Origin of the sequence: Anabaena sp. FACHB-83, from assembly GCF_014697485.1 — a bacterium.
GTDB lineage: Bacteria > Cyanobacteriota > Cyanobacteriia > Cyanobacteriales > Nostocaceae > Nostoc_B.
The window spans coordinates 1-17,525 of sequence record NZ_JACJRY010000080.1 but is presented as its reverse complement, the minus strand read 5'-3'; the positions used below and the strand labels follow the sequence as shown (position 1 = coordinate 17,525).

Below are 17,525 nucleotides of genomic sequence, written 5' to 3'. Positions count from 1 at the left end.
TTGAGGTACTCATTTTTTAGCATTTGAGCCTCTTTTTCACTTGCTTTTCTTCTTTTATTTTCCGACTCTGAGAATGAATACTCACACCCTTGTAAAAAACCTACACCTGTCAGCTCCCCACTCCCCACTCCCCACTCCCCACTCCCCACTCCCAACTCCCCACTCCCAACTCCCCACTCCCCACTCCCAACTCCCTCCATCCTGGGTAAATTTGCTAGAGTTAACACACTAGGATTTTTCAGTTAAATCCCTGAAATTCAGCCAGCAGACGAGGCTAACCATGCTTACAAGTACCCTACTTCTCTCGAACCAACTACCAACTTTAAAATATTCCTCCACGACAGAACGATTCGATGAAACATGGGAAGCCCCCCTGGCAACCCTTTTGGGACTAGGACGCGCCGCCGGTGCTGACTTCGTTGAATTTTTCTTAGAGCGCCGCAACTACATTAATTGTTTAGCAGAAGACGATGCCATCACCAGCATTTCGCCTAATTTGTCCACAGGTGCAGGTGTCAGAGTATTTCGTGGCAAAGCCGACTGCTACGTTAATACCAACGACCTTTCCTTTACTGGCTTAAAAGCAGCTTTAGAAAAAGGACTTTCCATCTTAGGGTTACAACTACCCGCTCCTTATTCCTTCATCCCAGAAATCAACCTGGAATTATTGCGCGACTACGCCAGCAAAAGAGGCAAAGATGGTTGGCTAGAACTGTGTAGCTCTATCCGCGAAATGGGCGAAGTTCTCTTAGATGGAACTGCGGCTCTGAACAAAAAAGCCAGCCATATCCAATCTCGCCGCGCCACTTATTTCCGAGACTGGCAAGAAATTTTAGTCGCATCTAGTGATGGCACCTTTGCCCGTGACATTCGCCTCACCCAATCGGTAGGATTTAACTTATTGTCTACCGATGGTGCGAATCGTTCTTCTATCGGTGAACGTGCAGGCAATACCAGCGATCCTAACTTCCTGAAAACTTGGGACTACACCCAAGCCGCCGAGCAAATAGCTGAATCTGCTGGCAAAATGCTGTATGCAGATTACGTAGAATCTGGTACTTACCCCATCATCATGGCCAATCACTTTGGCGGAGTAATCTTCCACGAAGCCTGCGGACACCTACTAGAAACCACTCAAATCGAGCGCAACACCACCCCCTTTGCTGATAAAAAAGGCGAAAAAATCGCCCACGAAAGTTTAACAGCTTGGGATGAAGGTCGTTCTGACAATGCCTTCGGAACAATCGATATGGATGATGAAGGTATGCCGGCACAAAGAACATTACTCATAGAAAAAGGCGTTCTCAAAAACTTCTTAGCAGATAGAGCCGGTTCGTGGCGCACTGGACACCCCAGAACAGGTAGCGGCCGCCGCCAAAATTATACCTTTGCTGCTGCCAGCCGGATGCGTAACACATATATTGCCACTGGCGAATACACCAACGAAGATTTATTTGCCTCCATTGATAAAGGCATTTACTGTAAAAAAATGGGTGGTGGTAGTGTTGGCGCTACAGGCCAATTTAACTTTAGTGTTGATGAAGCTTATTTAATAGAAAATGGCAAACTTACCAAACCATTAAAAGGCGCAATTTTAATTGGTGAAGCCAAGGAAATTATGAATAAAATTTCCATGTGTTCTCAAGATTTAGAATTAGCTCCCGGCTTCTGCGGTTCTGTTAGCGGCAGTATCTACACCACAGTTGGACAACCACACATCAAAGTTGATTCTATTACTGTAGGTGGACGTTAATCATCCACATATCAAACCACAGATGTACACAGATATCTGCGTCCATCTGCGGTTAATTTAAGGCATTGCTGAATGAGGAGATGAATTTGATGTCTTGGAAATTTTTAACTCCTTATTCTCTCTGCGTCTTTGCGCCTCTGCGTGAGATAAATCATCCCGCAATTATGCAACGCCTAATTTAAAATCCAAAATCTAAAATTTGACTATGCCTAATATCACAGAAATCGCCAATTACGCCAAAGAAAACGCTGATAAACTTGGCATCAAAAAATTCGACATTTATGGCTCAACCATAGACGAAACGAGCGTGCAAGTAGATCAAGGTGAGCCAAAACAAGTTAAAGCTTCCAATCGCTCTGGTGTTACTGTACGTGTGTGGAACGAACAAAACACAATTGGGATTACCAGTACCACAGATGTAGACCCCAAAGGCTTAGAATTAGCCTTAAAAACTGCCTACGAAGCTAGTTTTTTTGGTGTTAAAGAAAACGTTCCAGATTTCAGTCCAGAAGCAACAGTTCCTATTGCTCATCCATCCGAAGATAAAGCTCCCCAAGCTCCAGTTTCTGAACTAATAGAAAAACTATTGGTAGCAGAAAAAGAATTACTTTCGGCTCATCCAGCAATTCAAGGCGTACCTTATAACGGTTTAGCACAAAGAGATATTGACAGATTTTATCTCAATAGTGATGGTGCAGTTAGAACCGAGTCTAACTCCATCGCCTCAGTTTATCTGTACAGCAAAACAGAAGAAGAAGATAAAAAACCTCGTAGCGGGAATAGTTTTAGAATCAGCCGTAGTGTTGCAGAACTAGATATTAATGGTTGCATCAAAGAAGCCGCAGACAAAACTATCAGTCACTTAAACTACGAAAAAATCAAGTCTGGTAAATATTTAGTTGTCTTCTCTCCCGATGCTTTTTTAAATTTGTTGAGTGCTTTTTCTAATTTATTCAATGCTCAAAGCATTCTAGATAAGCAAAGTTTGTCTACACCTGATGATTTAGGCAAAGAAATTGCTTCACCATTACTTTCAGTCTACGATGATGCACTGCATCCGGCTAATATTGCTGCCGAAACTTTTGACGGCGAAGGAACACCAACTCGTCAGGTAAAATTGATTGAGAATGGTGTACTTACAGGCTTTCTTCACAGTGCCGGTACTGCAAAAAGATTCAATGCTCAACCAACAGGTAATGCAAGTATTGGTGCAAAAGTTAGCGTCAGTCCTAACTTTTATCATATCTTTGCTGCTGCAACCCCTGAGCAAGAATTTAGTTTAGCAACTGCGGAAAATGTCATTTTAATTGATGATTTACATGCTCTGCACGCTGGGGTGAAAGCTTTACAAGGTTCCTTTTCTTTACCTTTTGATGGCTGGTTAATTAACAAAGGCGAGAAGACAAGTATAGAATCAGCCACGGTTGCTGGTGATTTCTTAGAAGTTCTCAAGTCAATTGTTTACCTAGAAAAAGAAGTCGAATTAACCCCAGGCGGTGTTTCTCCGAGAGTTTGGGTTGATGGACTTTCCATTACTGGGGAATAACATCACGCGATGTGCAACTTATTTTTGAAACCCCTCTCCAAACCTCTCACGCCAGTCGCTACAACGGAGGGAACCTCCGCAACGCGCTGGCTCCCCGAAGCGGAGAGAGGCTTTGAATCTTGCCCCCCTTCCCTTGTAGGGAAGGGGTTGGGGGTTAGGTTTGAGAGAAAGTTGCACACCACGTAACATCTCAAAAAAAGTAGGTTGGGTGGTGGCGCAATTGTAGATTGTACCGCTACCCAACACTAAACTAAAGAGGGATGAGGGGGAATCTAGAAGTGCTGACCATCATAAGTAGAGCGACGTAAATATTTGTAGTTGGGAAAAGGCAGGAGGGAAGAGAGTTTTAGTTTAATTTACTTTTCTTAATATAGTTATAGCATTTCTTATTCTAGTGAAGTACAAGCAAGAATAATTAACCGCAGATGGACGCAGATAGACGCAGATAAATTTGTACCTCAGCAGACTAGGAAAAGCTATATGTTTTTTCCAAACGACTTACTTAACCAAATATAGGACTCATATTTGATTTGGGAAAAAAATCAGTACACTCAGATCAGGGCTTCTTTCCTACTCCCGACTCCCCATTCCCTACCTACACAAATAAATTCAGAAATCAAACCGGATTCCTATAGTTTTCAAACAACCTCTTAAACCTTAGCCACAACCATCGGACTAACATCAATTTTGCGATTAAAAATAAAGCGGGGTTTGAGCAATATTCTCAATACTAACCAGAGAGAAATTAACTCTCCTGGTGCATTTTGCCGCTTCCATTGTCCAGGGCGACAAAATAATATTTCTACTAAATGACGATGTTGACTAATAGTGACTGATTCAAACTGGAGGCGAATAATCGGAAACTCATTAGCAAATCCTTGATGGACAACTTCTGCTTTTAGCTGTAAATTTTCTTCAGCGATTTTGATTTTGACTGTTTGACCAACTAATAAATCAATGGGTGGTTGCTGAGTCAGTGCTATCTCTGCACCAATTTCTGACATCATTGTGGTGACACCCCAAAAACTTTCACTACCAATTTTTAACTCTACGACTCGCCGTAAATCAAACCATTCAAATTTATCTGTCTTGGGTGCATCTAAAAAAACTAAAATCGCTGAACCAATCATGATTAAGTTATAGATACTCCACAGCCAGCCCACACCCACACCCACAGTTTGTTCAGCCATTGCAGGCACTTGGGTGGCTATCATTTGTTTGAGTACGCTCATACAGAGATTCTGCCACAAACTAATAGCTGTACCGATAAATAGTATGATTAAAGGTAAGGCTAATTTCCAGTTAAAAGTATAGTGATCGCTACTTAGTCCTTTAGGTGTAACTTTAAATCCTGTGCCAAAGGGACGCAACAAAGATTGAATAACTGTCCAAGCTACCGGAAAACATAACACCAAAAAATAAATATCAGATAAAAACGCCGAACGCGAATATTTATTTAACCAAGCAAATACCGCTAAATTGACTACATAAAGAGGCAACCAAAAATAAATTAATTCTGGTAAGTTTGCCCGAATGGGAATTACACCTAAAAATGAATAAGCCAAAGGCATTAACAAAAAAGAAATTCGGGCGACATTGGCAAACCAACTCAAAAACCCTCCTAAATGAGCTAATCTTTGAGTTAAAGTCAATCCAGGCAGAATCAACGGATTAGATTGAATAAACAGCCCTTGGAGTGTACCTTGCGCCCAGCGCAAACGTTGAGTTGCATAAGCAGCGATGTTTTCTGCGGCTAAACCTGCACTGAGTAATTCATTTAAATAAATAATGCGATAGCCATAAGCAGCTAAATTAACGCCTGTAAAATAATCTTCGGATAAAGATTCGGTAACAAATCCTCCAGTTTTTTCTAATGCAGCACGACGCATTACAAAAGAAGTACCCGCGCAAATTGCACTTTCAACATTATCTCGGACTGATTGGACATGGCGATGAAAAATTTCTTCATCAGGGGTGAGAATATTTTCTAAACCAAGATTTCGGGCGATGGGGTCAGCATTATAAAAACTTTGTGGTGTTTGCACTATGGCTATGGTTTCATCTTGAAAAAAACCCACAGTCCGCAAGAGAAAGTTAGTGGTAGGCACAAAATCGGCATCAAAAACAGCGATTAAGTCACTACTAGTTTGTGTCAGGGCATTATTGAGGTTGCCGGCTTTGGCATGTTGGTTATTTGGGCGGCTAATGTAGTAACATCCCAGTTCGGCGGCTAATTCTCGCATTTCTGTACGCCGATTATCATCCAAAAGATAGATGTTTTTTTCGGGATAATCTAGGGCTTGACAACCCATAATCGTACGCCGCACAATAAATTCTGGCTCGTTATATGTAGGAATCAAAATATCTACAGATGGCGTAAACTCACCATTAATCACCTCGATGGATTTTTCATCGGCTTCCCGGTGACGTTCTTTAATATTTAACATTAAAAATAGTTCAATCAAGCCGCTAGAAATGATCACAATTTCTAGGACGAATAAGCCTAAACTAATTGTGCCATTTAAGGGATCAACCAAGTTAAAGGTAGAGAGCGATCGCCATAATAAATAACGTACAGTCAAAATAATTAATATGCCAACGACTAACCTTTGTGACCAAACACGCGGTTGGGGTGACAGTTTCATCACCGCAAACATTGTGACTAGCAACGCTAATGTGAGCGAAAGTAAATATTTATTATGTACCATTGGCGCTTCTAACCACATTGGCGGCTGCATTTGCCAAGTGTGAATTTGAGCAAAAAACTGATTAATTGTCATTTCACCTGCAAACCAACCTGCTACCAGCAAGCCAGATAAAATCACAATGCTCAAAAGTATGAACGCCACTAAGCGAAATAGAATAACTCTTTGTGTAATTAAATCATCGTTATTTTTCTCTCCTCGATTCAAAAGATTAACTCTGGCAAGTTCAGGTTTCTGCACTTGATTAATCTCCTAAATAACTAAAAAATCTGACTGACTTGAATGGAAATATTATATAGTCTATTCACAAGAGTTATGTTCAATTATTCGGGACAAAAATCATCTTGTTAGCTTTTTTCGCTAAAAATTAAGTGTAAAATTAACTAGAATTAAATTCTGATAAAAATGGCTGAACCAAATTTTTAGCTAATTCTCAGCGTAATTTAATATTCATCATCAAAGACGGCTATAAATTCTTCTCATATAGCAGTAATTGAGGATGTAAACACTATGAAATTTCAGAGTTTAGCTATCCTGGGGATGATTGCAACTGTTAGTTTAGGTTCTATTTCAGAAGTGACCGCATATCAGGCATCAACTTCTACACCTGTTGCTCAAACTTCAATTAATCAATTAGCTGCGGCTGTAGGTCAGTCTGCTAATTTCCGCAATGGCGAACATGCAACTCGCGGAAGAGTTAGCATTGTGACCAGAAACAGAACCAGATATTTACAATTTAGCCAGAATTTTAAAACCAGTAGCGGCCCTGATGTGTACGTAATTTTACATCGTTCTGCTGCGCCCAAAATCTATGGTTTAAGAGCTAAAGATTACGTTTTAGTTGGTCGCTTAAGAAAATTTAGTGGTAGCCAAAGCTATGCTTTACCGGGAAATCTTAATTTGTCTGGATATAGATCAGTAGCGGTTTGGTGTCGTAAATTTAATGCTACTTTTGGTTATGCTAGTCTGGGTGGTTAAACAGTATTTCAACCCATAATTAACTGTATGGGTTGATATTTGAATATTTCAGATTGTAATATTTAGTATTTTTTTGGTAAAATTTTTAATTTTAAATACTAAACACATTGCAAATTCAAAATAGTTATAATACAAAAGATTTATGGAAACAGCAGATTTTCTTGGGCTTTTACATCCAGCGATCGCAGTTATTTTTGTCTTTCCGTTAATTGGCAATGTTGTTAACTTTGCTTGGCAAACTCGTCAACGGCGGTTGCAAAATTTAGCCGAAGGTAAGAGTAAAATTCCGCCAGTCGTTGGTAAAGAGCATAAACAATTGGGTGATTGGTTAACCAGTGCTGTTGTTGGCTTAACATTAGTCGGTTTAGCATATCCCATTGGTAAAAACATTATCAAAAAGCAATTGTGGAATACTGCTAATTTTCAAGTAATTTTTATCATATTAATGTTTTTGGCGACGATTGCTTCTTTAGTACTGCTTTATCAAGCCAAAAATAAATCATGGCGAGCGATTTTTGCTACCTTAACTGGTATTGGTTTAGTAGTTCTTGGCTGTCAAGATGGAGTCTATCGGCGGACTAATGAATGGTATTGGTCACACTACTACATTGGCATTGCTGCATCTCTACTGATGGTTTTTTCCTTAGCAATTGTGCAAGATATTTATAAGTCCCATCGCTGGCGGGTAATTCATACAATATTAAACTGTGTTGCTCTTTTACTGTTTATTGGACAAGGATTAACAGGTACAAGAGACTTATTAGAAATTCCCTTGAGTTGGCAGGAACCTTATATTTATCAGTGCGATTATGTGAATAAAACTTGTCTAACACCCAACCCTCAAGCACCGAAGTGAACCAAATTCAGAGAATCTTTCGGATAATTGATCCTTTTTCATTACGTGTTCGACTGACAATTGGCATTGCTGCGGTTTCGGCTTTAGGATTAGGTAGCCTAGCTATCTGGACAAGCTGGAAAATGCAGCAATTTTTAATTAATAGTTATAAAAATAATATTCAACAAATTACTCAACATTTGCCTTATTATGTAGAGCTTTATACAGAAATAATACCTGAAGAAAATGGGCTGCAAAGTGCAATTAATAATTTAAGTACTACAAATACATATTTATGGGTGAAAAATCCTAAAAATCAGATAATAGCCCAGTCAGATAATTTAAATAAATTACCACCAAAAAAAGTAGCTGAGTTGATGAATTTAACTCAGACATCCATGAAACCCATAGCTCAAGAAATGGGTAAAAGCTACTTTGTGATGTGTGGGAGTAGTTTGAGATTACAAAATCAGACTGTGGGAACTTTATTTGTTGTGCAGGATGTTACCCAAGAACAAAGCATGTTTTTAGTGATTGTGCAGAGTTTGGGAATTGGCAGTATTATCACTATTACAATTATTTCTGTTGCGATCGCATTTTACATTAAACGTTCCCTGCAACCCCTACGTCAGTTAAGTCAAATGACAGAAGTTATTTCCCTTGCAGACTTAGGACAAGCACAAATTTATTTAGAAAATGCCCCTAGCGAAGTTCGAGAATTAACTCAAACCTACAACATGATGTTATCGCGGCTGTTCCAATCTTGGGAACAAGAGCGACAATTTGTCAGTAATGTATCTCACGAATTACGCACACCCCTGACCATTGTACATGGTTACTTACAAAGTGTGTTGCGACGACAGCATAATTTAACCGAAGTGCAGCAAGAAGCTTTAGCCACCGCCGCCGCAGAAGCCGAACGCACCATTCGACTATTACAAGATTTACTTGATTTAGCCAGGGCTGATAGTGGTAATTTGCTATTTCGCCTCGAAAGTTGCTCATTAAATGACTTAATTACCGAAGTTGTGGTGATGGCGAAAACTTATAGCGATCGCCAGATTAGCATTGAATCAACTAACCCAGCAATCGCCGCTAAAGCCGACTACAACCGCCTCAAACAAGTTTTAATTAATTTAGTTGATAACGCCTTTAAATATTCTGCACCAGAAACCCCTGTAACTATCAAGTTTTATCAACAAGCCGACCAAGCCATTATTGAAGTTTACGACCAAGGCTATGGTATTCCTTTACAACATCAGTCCAGGATTTTTGAGCGATTTTACCGCATCGATGAAGCCCGCAGCAGTTCCACCGGTGGCTGTGGTTTAGGACTATCAATAGTTAAAACCCTAGTCGAAGGTATGAATGGTCATGTAACAGTGCGATCGCGTTTAGGTGAAGGCAGTACATTTACAATTACCCTACCAGCTTATTTATCAAATTAAACAACCCCTTCTTCACATCTTGCACTAATCGACTGAACTAAAATTAGGATAAGCAGTCCATACGAATAATATCTTCTGGAAAAAGATTTGTAAATTTTAAAACATTTCGTCCGCAAAAATTTATTTCTTCATTTGGTGAATAATCCCAATAAATACTAGGTATGTAGGCATCTCTTTCTGTAACTAATCTATCTACAATAGTACCTCTAGAAATATTATTTACATCAAGGTTTCTCTCAAGTGATTGAAATTCTGCTATCACTCCATTCTCAAAAATATATTTTTCTATCATAATACCTTTACTATATAGTAGGTATTTTGCCGTACTGCTAGTATCACTACCTCTATAATAAATTGCATTGGTTTGTAAGCTCTGAGAGATTATTTGTGCATCTTCTTCCTTAATTAAAACACCAGAAAAATCTAGAAATATTATACTCCAAGGATGACCTAATAATTGAAAAATAAAAATCATATTTTTAGAGATGTTAATACTTTGATTATATACATCCTTTTGCCATATTTTTTTTTGATAAAGCTTCTTAATAATGTCTGCTGTTGGCTCTACAGATTTGTTCACTAACAAAAATAATTGATTAGTATCAATAGTCTCTAACCCTCTCTTGTTTTCTAAATACACTTCGCTAGGACGATTAAAAATAATTTCCATTAATCCACTTTATTTTTAATAGACTTTCTAAATTCCATTCGTCGGGACTAGGTGCAAGATATTCCCTTGTCCCCACACCCATACACCCCATCTCCACAAACAACTTCCTAACTACAAACTCAACCTTTCCAAAAACTGTTTACCACAATCTTTACAGAGATAGCGTTGCTTTCCGTGACGATGCCCATTTTTCGATACGCGGGATGACTGACAATAAGGACATATCATTACTTTCATTACTTGCTGTGGCAGAGTGTATGGTGTTAAATACGCAATTAACAATGTTTTGAGTTCAGCATAAAGGGCTTGACGTTTACTCTCATCCTGTTTCAGTGCATTCAACAGTAAAGCGTTATAAGTTCGATGCACTGTTTCCGATAGGAGTTCACTTTTTTCTACAGTTAAGTCTGGGTTCCACTGGCGAAAAAAGGCGGCGAATTGTTGAATTAGTTGCTTATCAAAGGTTTCGTCAAATAATTTAAATAATTCTGGTGCGACAAAATATTGAATATAGACAACGCGAGGGATGGGATCTGCAAAATATTGGGCGTAAATATCTACTGTAAACTCAATAAACTCAGATAATGACTGATGCTTGTCGTTTGACTGCATAATTTTGCTCAAAATTGCTGTCACCCGTTCCATGTGTATAGCTTCGAGTGCATGAAATATGGCGAGTTTATCGGGAAAAAACTGATACAGCGAACCAATGGCTGTTTCTGCTTTCGCCGCAATTTGATGAGTAGTTGCAGCTTCATAACCCACCTCTGCAAAAACTTCGGCTGCTGCTTTGAGGATTTTTTCAACCCTTTGCTGACTCCGCTTTTGCTTGGGTTGACGGCGCATCAGATCAGGTTTACTCATAGCCATAGTTCTTGACAAACATGAATAATCTGTCGTATTTTGAAGACAAATATGAAAGTTTCGTCACAATTTACTTTAAACCTTGGGAGATTATAGCGATCGCTATAGTCTCACATAACTTTAACTAGGAGGCTTTTATGGCAGTCATTCTCCCTGGCGCACCGTGGTTAATTGCCCACCGTTCCATGCTGGGTATTAACAAGCCTTATAAAGTGGCGCTGAATGGTCAAGATTATGTCCTCTGGCAAAATCAGCAAGGTGAAATTTTCGCCCTAGATAACGTTTGTCCCCATCTGCAAGCACCTTTATCTGATGGCTGGATTTGTCAAGAAAGGAATACAATTGCTTGTCCCTTTCACGCCTTAGAATTTGATGGACAAGGAAGGTTACATCAGTCCGGTCAAATAGGCACTCAACCACTGCTCACGCCCCTAGAATTAATCATCAAAGATGACTGTATTTGGACTTATGCTGGTCATGTTCCAAAAATTCCCGTCCCAGACCTCATCCCAAAAGTGAGTGCAGGTATGAGTTTTGTCGGTGTAGCTGGGGAAAAAAGCATCCGTGGCACTTTTTTAGATAACTTGTTAATTAACTATGACTACAACCATCAAAGCGGCACACACCGCGACTTATTTGGTATTAAAGCTAATCGCGTGCCGGTGTTTGAACATGAAGGATATTGGGTGAAAGTTGTCCAGGAACTAGAGCGCGAGGATAGCACCTGGAATGATATCATCCGCAATCCTGTTGTTTTGACCGCACCTAAAACCTACACTGGCATTTTAGAATATGCGTTTCCCCCACTGCTAACTTTTCGCACCTCTTTTTTACTAGGAGAAATTTTGCAGGTGCATATCTTATATCCAGAAACAGAAACTCACACTAAAACCTTTGTGTTGGTCTTCAGCAAACCCAAACACCCAATTTTGCTACCTTTATTGAGACGCTCAATGTTGAGTGCAGTCACAACTGTTGTTGAGCAAGATACACGCGCTATTGAAACATCCTATCCTCGTCAAACACCTAAAATTCGCCTACCAAAAGAGGAAATTATGTTTCATGCTCAAAAACTATATCAAGATTGGTAATATGGTAATCCGGTTTGATGTTTGAAATTATCTGTGCGTCCCTACCCTTGACCGTTTTTGTTTACATATCTTTACACCAAGTCTTGAAGGTAGTTAACAAATGAGGGAAACACGCTGCTCTTCTGTAGCTGATTTATAAGGAAACAGAGAAATTTCGCAAATTTTAACTTTAAAACGTGCCTATTACATTGTTTGAAGTTATGTAGCCTTTTACTTACTCTGGATAAGCCACTGCGGTAAACTATGCCTTGATTATGATTCTTTCGCAGAGAAGAGAACTCGAAAGGAGCCTTTTTTCAATGTCTCATACCGTAAAAATCTACGATACCTGTATTGGCTGCACTCAATGTGTTCGCGCCTGCCCTACTGACGTGCTAGAGATGGTACCCTGGGACGGCTGTAAAGCTGCTCAAATTGCCTCCTCTCCCCGCACAGAAGACTGTGTAGGCTGCAAACGTTGTGAAACTGCCTGCCCCACCGACTTTTTGAGCATCCGGGTTTACCTGGGCGCTGAAACAACTCGCAGCATGGGTCTAGGTTATTGATGCGGAATTTATTCTAAAATTTCTCATCAGACTTTCAATTAAGTGTCTCCATAGCAAGCTTTTTTAGCACTGTAGGGTGGGTTATGCCCACCTTACTAGGGTAAACACTTCAAAAACCATAAACATACCTTAGTGGCAGAAGGAGCAAGTTGCTCCTTTTTTTTTGTGAGAACTTAGGTTCAGTTAAGGTGATGAGAGTTGATTTCTCAATTTCTGCTCTACCTATCAGATAATGAACAAGATTTGGGGGATTCTCCCCCACACCCCCGATTGGGGGACGGTTGCGTCCCCCAAGCCCCCTCCAAAATCATTTTTGCGTTTTTTGTGGAGTCATTATTTGTTATTTGTTGGTTTTGTGTTAGTCCACGTAGGAGGTCACTGAGGTTGTCGAAGTGTGGACTTTGCTTGTGTAGTAGCGAATTCTATTTGCCCAATACTTTTCAAACATCCTCTAAAACCTTTTTGGGAATGATGTCTGGCTTCATGAAATTACTGTTGCGATCGCTATTTACTTTGGCTTTCTCGCTACACCAGATTTATTAGAACTACACACAGGACAAAGCCGCACTCGTAGTTAGGTATAAAACGGACTTGTAATGAGATTAAGTGGGTTAGTTATTTAATTTTGCCTGAGTTTAATGTATTCCTCCTATAGCCATATACCCCTTTTGCCAACATCTATACTGGATTTAATAATCCTAAAACCAAAATGGTGTGAGCAATGTGTGGAATCGTCGGGTATATCGGCACTCAAGCAGCAACAGAAATTTTACTGTCTGGACTGGAAAAACTAGAGTATAGAGGCTACGATTCTGCGGGAATCGCCACAATTTGGGAAGGTGAAGTTAATTGTGTTAGGGCGAAAGGAAAACTACATAACCTGCGTTCTAAACTGGAACAGCTAGAAAATCCGGCTCAAATTGGCATTGGTCATACTCGCTGGGCTACTCATGGTAAACCAGAAGAGTACAATGCTCATCCCCATTTGGATACAGCATTACGTATTGCGGTAGTTCAAAATGGCATTGTGGAAAATTACCGCGAGTTACGGGAAGACTTAAAACAAAAAGGACATGAGTTTCGTTCGGAAACTGATACAGAAGTAATTCCCCATCTGATTGCAGAATTATTAAAAAATCCAGAGTTAAATTTTTTAGATGCAGTTCGTCAAGCTGCTAATCAGCTAGAAGGTGGATTTGCGATCGCAGTGATTTCGGCTGATTATCCCGACGAATTAATTGTAGTGCGTCAACAAGCACCTTTAGTAATTGGATTTGGACAAGGTGAATTTTTCTGCGCTTCCGATACGCCGGCGATCGTTGCTTACACCCGTGCCGTATTACCCTTAGAAAACGGGGAAATTGCCCGCCTCACACCATTAGGCGTGGAAATTTACAACTTTGCTGGCGAGAGGTTGAAAAAACAACCCCGGATGCTTAACTTGAGTCCCACAATGGTTGAAAAGCAGGGATTCAAACACTTCATGCTCAAAGAAATTTACGAGCAGCCAGGAGTAGTAAGAGCTAATTTAGAAGCATATTTTGATAATTCCAGTGATGCGTCTGTGTCGCCTATTAATCTTGGCTTGTCTGAATCACTCTACGCAGATTTAGAACAAATTCACATCGTCGCCTGTGGTACAAGTTGGCACGCCGCTTTAGTTGGCAAACACTTATTAGAACAATTAGCAGAAATTCCCACCCAAGTACACTACGCTTCGGAATATCGCTATGCACCATCACCACTAACACCAAATACATTAATTATTGGTGTTACTCAATCTGGTGAAACTGCCGATACCTTAGCAGCTTTAGCAATGGAAAAAGAACGCCGCCAAGGTCAAGAGGCGAAATATCAAGCGCGACTTTTAGGGATTACCAACCGCCCAGAAAGTAGCCTTGGTCACATGGTTCCTAATATTATTAGTACCTTAGCTGGGATAGAAATTGGCGTAGCAGCAACAAAAACATTTATTGCCCAATTGATGGCGTTTTATGCTTTAGCCTTAGATTTAGCTGCCCGTCGTCAAACAATTCCCAAAGAAACTATCGAGCAAATTATTAACGGACTGCGACAAATTCCTCAAGAAATTGAAGAAACATTGGCAAGTCAAGAACGTTTAACCGAACATTTAGCCCATGAATTTGCTGATACTCAAGATTTCATCTTTTTAGGAAGAGGAATTAACTTCCCCATTGCTTTAGAAGGAGCTTTGAAATTAAAAGAAATTAGCTACATTCACGCCGAAGGTTATCCGGCTGGGGAAATGAAACACGGCCCCATTGCATTATTAGATGCGAAAGTTCCGGTAGTGGCGATCGCGGTTCCTGGTAATGTATATGAAAAGGTAATTTCTAACGCCCAAGAAGCCAAAGCCAGAGATTCTCGCTTAATTGGTGTAACACCTGTAAAAGATGGCGAAGCAGCAGAAATATTTAACGACTTGCTCCCCGTTTCATCAGTCGATGAATTATTATCGCCAATACTTACAGTTGTACCTCTGCAACTATTGGCTTATCACATCGCCGCCCGTCGCGGTTTAGACGTTGACCAGCCTCGTAACCTGGCAAAATCAGTGACAGTGGAATAAATAGATACGAATATTTCAGTAAATTGTAGACGAATAATTCGGTTCAACAACTCATAAAACGATTGAACAATAACCTCTAAGGGAGTACGATTGTACCATGTACAAATTCGATAACTTCCAGAGGTTATTTTTATGGTTAGGGGCAGAAAGGAATAGACTTAAGCTAAATTTATGCCTAAACTAGGCTATAAAAAGCATATTTCATAAAGAAGCAAATCAGATGAGTGATAATTCACGGGTAATTAATGCTGAACCAACTAAAGATTTATTCATATATATGTTGGTGCGAGATATACCGCTTATTCGTGCGATTATTGATCTTGTTGATAACTCAGTAGATGGCGCAACTCATTTACAGAGCAATGAGAATTATGAAGGGCTTTGGATAAAAATTTTAGCCAACAAAGAGTACTTTCAAATTCAAGATAATTGTGGAGGAATAACCGTCAAGGAAGCAGAGGAGTATGCTTTCAAGTTTGGAAGAGCCAATGATGCAGCAGTAACGCCAAAATCAATTGGAAGATTTGGAATTGGGATGAAGCGAGCTTTTTTCAAGATTGGAAAAAAATTTACAGTTCAATCAACTACCTCTAGCTCGAAATTTGTAGTTTCAGAAGATGTAGATGAATGGAAAAATAAAGATGAATGGACATTTGAATTTTTAGAAGTTCAAGAAGATGGTGATTACGAATCCAGTGAAATCGGAACTCGAATATTAATTGAACAATTGCATGAGAGTGTGTCAGAAGATTTAGGATTAGAAAATTTTCTATCGCAATTAAGGCAAGAATTAACTATTGCATATTCATTAAAAATAAAAAAAGGCTTAAGCATCAGTATAAATAATGAGGATCTGCGCCCAACTCCCCTTAATTTTCGTACTTCTGACAATATTAAAGTGGCAAAATTTGAAAAAGAGTATAAATACTTTGGAAGCCATGAAATAGATACGCCAGTGCGGGTTAGCTTGTATGCTGGTGTATCAGATAGAAATTTAAATGAAGGCGGATGGTATGTATTCTGCAATGAAAGGATGGTTCTTGAAGCTGACCAAACTGAAATAATGGGCTGGGGTACAAAAAGTGGTTTCCCGAAATATCATGCTGATTTTGCATTTTTTAGAGGTTATGCTTTTTTCGAGTCTGATGATGCTGCTTATTTACCTTGGACGACAACAAAAACAGGGATTGACTACGACTCACCAATCTACAAATCAATTAAACAAGAAGTATCTGAACTAACGGTTCCCGTTCTTACATTTTTAAGAAAAATGGCAGATGAAAAGAGTCGTGTAGAGCGTGGTGAGATATCTGAGAGTTTACTTGAGCGAGCGTATTTGCAAACTTCAATTCACTCTGTATTTGAAGTAGATACAAGTACCACTTTTCAACTTCCTGAGCAATCAGCAATTCCGCCTCGTCAGAGCCGTGGCACCATACAATATAACAAACCAACTGAAGACATTGAGCGAGTTAAAGAACTATTAAATGTTTCATCGAATAAAGACGTTGGTGAAAAAACCTTTGATTACTATTTAAACAATGAAGGATAAGGGTGATGGCTGGTAGCTATTCAAAAATTAATTACAGTCTTCGTCCTGCAAAAGCAGTTGAAAGAAAAATGATATGTGATTCTCTCCGATGCTTAAATCCGTTCGGAGAACTTACAAGTTATAGATACGTAGGTTTTGGCTCAACTTACTTTAGTGACTTTATTCTTTTTCATAAATCCTTACATATTGAGGACATGATAAGTATAGAAAAAGATATGCACGCGAAAGATCGTTTTGAATATAATAAACCTTTTGGGTGTATAGAAATCAAGTACGGAGCTTCCTATGAAGTTCTGCCAACAATTGAATGGAATAAAAAATCAATTGTATGGCTTGATTATGATAGCCCATTAGAAAAAACAATTCTAGATGATATTGATACTCTTATAAGCAAATTAGTATCTGGAAGTGTGTTAATTGTTACAGTTAGTGCAGAGCAAGAACGACCTAAAGAGGAAGGTCTTACTAGAGAACAGATAGATGAATTTAGAGAAGATAAGTTACGAGAAAGACTTCCTAATGAAAAAATTCCTATAGACATCAAGCCGATTGATTTAACTGGCAAGAAGCTAGGAAATCTGTATAAAAGAATAATCAATAATCAACTTAAAGAAAGTATTAGGAACGCTAATTCAGCACGTTCTGAAGGCGATAAGCTTAATTATAAACAGATTTTTGATTTTCGTTATGCTGATGGTTGTCGTATGTTAACAGTTGGATGGCTCCTTTTTGAACAGAACTACTGTAATCTGGCAGAACAATGTAAGTTTAGTAAGAATTTTAATGCAATAGAATCAGATAATCCTTATGAAATAAACGTACCAAATCTGACACTTACAGCACTTGCGTCTGTTATGAGGTACAATAAATTAAAATATAAATACCTCTAAATGAAGTCATACTCTGTCGATCTTCGAGAAAAAATAGTTGCAGCACATCTTCAAAAAA

12 protein-coding genes and 2 pseudogenes are annotated in these 17,525 nt (G+C 39.2%); 10 read left to right on the top strand and 4 right to left on the bottom strand.

What is annotated here, in order from left to right; all coding sequences use genetic code 11:
• The first annotated feature begins 280 nt into the window (after positions 1-280).
• Both H6G79_RS34780 and H6G79_RS34775 read left to right on the top strand, forming a co-directional pair.
• The gene (locus tag H6G79_RS34780; protein WP_190595042.1) at positions 281-1,753 is read left to right on the top strand and encodes a TldD/PmbA family protein; all 1,473 of its coding nucleotides are present in this window, start codon (positions 281-283) and stop codon (positions 1,751-1,753) included.
• Positions 1,754-1,958: 205 nt separating this feature from the next.
• Positions 1,959-3,299 (top strand): TldD/PmbA family protein, encoded by a 1,341-nt coding sequence (locus tag H6G79_RS34775; RefSeq protein WP_190595043.1) that lies wholly within the window; start codon positions 1,959-1,961, stop codon positions 3,297-3,299.
• 650 nt (positions 3,300-3,949) lie between these two features.
• On the opposite strand, the gene H6G79_RS34770 is transcribed toward H6G79_RS34775, so the two are convergent.
• Positions 3,950-6,244 (bottom strand): glycosyltransferase, encoded by a 2,295-nt coding sequence (locus tag H6G79_RS34770; RefSeq protein ID WP_190595044.1) that lies wholly within the window; start codon positions 6,242-6,244, stop codon positions 3,950-3,952.
• A gap of 270 nt (positions 6,245-6,514) precedes the next feature.
• On the opposite strand from H6G79_RS34770, the gene H6G79_RS34765 reads away from it, so the two are divergent.
• The 3 genes from H6G79_RS34765 to H6G79_RS34755 all read left to right on the top strand — a co-directional run bounded on the left by H6G79_RS34765 (position 6,515) and on the right by H6G79_RS34755 (position 9,265).
• Positions 6,515-6,982, top strand: a complete 468-nt coding sequence (locus H6G79_RS34765; RefSeq protein WP_190595045.1) for a DM13 domain-containing protein — start codon at positions 6,515-6,517, stop codon at positions 6,980-6,982.
• A gap of 142 nt (positions 6,983-7,124) precedes the next feature.
• The gene (locus H6G79_RS34760; protein WP_190595046.1) at positions 7,125-7,838 is read left to right on the top strand and encodes a DUF4079 domain-containing protein; all 714 of its coding nucleotides are present in this window, start codon (positions 7,125-7,127) and stop codon (positions 7,836-7,838) included.
• On the top strand, positions 7,835-9,265 hold the full coding sequence (locus tag H6G79_RS34755) for a cell wall metabolism sensor histidine kinase WalK (RefSeq protein ID WP_190595053.1): 1,431 nt from the start codon (positions 7,835-7,837) through the stop codon (positions 9,263-9,265). The genes H6G79_RS34760 and H6G79_RS34755 overlap by 4 nt, the downstream gene beginning before the upstream one ends.
• A gap of 43 nt (positions 9,266-9,308) precedes the next feature.
• Here the strand turns inward: H6G79_RS34755 and H6G79_RS34750 are convergent, their stop codons facing one another.
• The 3 genes and pseudogenes from H6G79_RS34750 to H6G79_RS34745 all read right to left on the bottom strand — a co-directional run.
• Complete coding sequence (locus tag H6G79_RS34750; protein WP_190595047.1) at positions 9,309-9,935, bottom strand: hypothetical protein; 627 nt, start codon at positions 9,933-9,935, stop codon at positions 9,309-9,311.
• A 126-nt stretch (positions 9,936-10,061) separates the two neighbouring features.
• Positions 10,062-10,163: pseudogene (locus tag H6G79_RS37845) on the bottom strand (IS1 family transposase); the annotation flags it as partial.
• A gap of 48 nt (positions 10,164-10,211) precedes the next feature.
• Positions 10,212-10,781 (bottom strand): annotated as a pseudogene (locus H6G79_RS34745) (TetR/AcrR family transcriptional regulator); the annotation flags it as partial.
• A 155-nt stretch (positions 10,782-10,936) separates the two neighbouring features.
• Between H6G79_RS34745 and H6G79_RS34740 the strand changes: the two are divergent.
• The 5 genes from H6G79_RS34740 to H6G79_RS34720 all read left to right on the top strand — a co-directional run bounded on the left by H6G79_RS34740 (position 10,937) and on the right by H6G79_RS34720 (position 17,467).
• On the top strand, positions 10,937-11,890 hold the full coding sequence (locus H6G79_RS34740; protein ID WP_190595049.1) for a Rieske 2Fe-2S domain-containing protein: 954 nt from the start codon (positions 10,937-10,939) through the stop codon (positions 11,888-11,890).
• A 299-nt stretch (positions 11,891-12,189) separates the two neighbouring features.
• On the top strand, positions 12,190-12,435 hold the full coding sequence (gene psaC, locus H6G79_RS34735) for a photosystem I iron-sulfur center protein PsaC (RefSeq protein ID WP_190595050.1): 246 nt from the start codon (positions 12,190-12,192) through the stop codon (positions 12,433-12,435).
• Positions 12,436-13,156: 721 nt separating this feature from the next.
• Positions 13,157-15,025, top strand: a complete 1,869-nt coding sequence (gene glmS, locus H6G79_RS34730; RefSeq protein WP_190595051.1) for a glutamine--fructose-6-phosphate transaminase (isomerizing) — start codon at positions 13,157-13,159, stop codon at positions 15,023-15,025.
• Positions 15,026-15,245: 220 nt separating this feature from the next.
• Entirely contained in the window at positions 15,246-16,577 is a 1,332-nt protein-coding gene (locus tag H6G79_RS34725; RefSeq protein WP_190595052.1) for an ATP-binding protein, read from the top strand.
• 5 nt (positions 16,578-16,582) lie between these two features.
• Complete coding sequence (locus H6G79_RS34720) at positions 16,583-17,467, top strand: O-methyltransferase (protein WP_199334140.1); 885 nt, start codon at positions 16,583-16,585, stop codon at positions 17,465-17,467.
• Positions 17,468-17,525 lie beyond the last annotated feature (58 nt).

What these genes read in the sequence shown, in the direction of transcription:
- H6G79_RS34780 (WP_190595042.1), top strand. Translation starts at nt 281, where the DNA reads ATGCTTACAAGTACCCTACTTCTCTCGAACCAACTACCAACTTTAAAA.
- H6G79_RS34775 (WP_190595043.1), top strand. Translation starts at nt 1,959, where the DNA reads ATGCCTAATATCACAGAAATCGCCAATTACGCCAAAGAAAACGCTGAT.
- H6G79_RS34765 (WP_190595045.1), top strand. Translation starts at nt 6,515, where the DNA reads ATGAAATTTCAGAGTTTAGCTATCCTGGGGATGATTGCAACTGTTAGT.
- H6G79_RS34760 (WP_190595046.1), top strand. Translation starts at nt 7,125, where the DNA reads ATGGAAACAGCAGATTTTCTTGGGCTTTTACATCCAGCGATCGCAGTT.
- H6G79_RS34750 (WP_190595047.1), bottom strand. Translation starts at nt 9,935, where the DNA reads ATGGAAATTATTTTTAATCGTCCTAGCGAAGTGTATTTAGAAAACAAG.
- H6G79_RS34740 (WP_190595049.1), top strand. Translation starts at nt 10,937, where the DNA reads ATGGCAGTCATTCTCCCTGGCGCACCGTGGTTAATTGCCCACCGTTCC.
- psaC (WP_190595050.1), top strand. Translation starts at nt 12,190, where the DNA reads ATGTCTCATACCGTAAAAATCTACGATACCTGTATTGGCTGCACTCAA.
- glmS (WP_190595051.1), top strand. Translation starts at nt 13,157, where the DNA reads ATGTGTGGAATCGTCGGGTATATCGGCACTCAAGCAGCAACAGAAATT.
- H6G79_RS34725 (WP_190595052.1), top strand. Translation starts at nt 15,246, where the DNA reads ATGAGTGATAATTCACGGGTAATTAATGCTGAACCAACTAAAGATTTA.
- H6G79_RS34720 (WP_199334140.1), top strand. Translation starts at nt 16,583, where the DNA reads ATGGCTGGTAGCTATTCAAAAATTAATTACAGTCTTCGTCCTGCAAAA.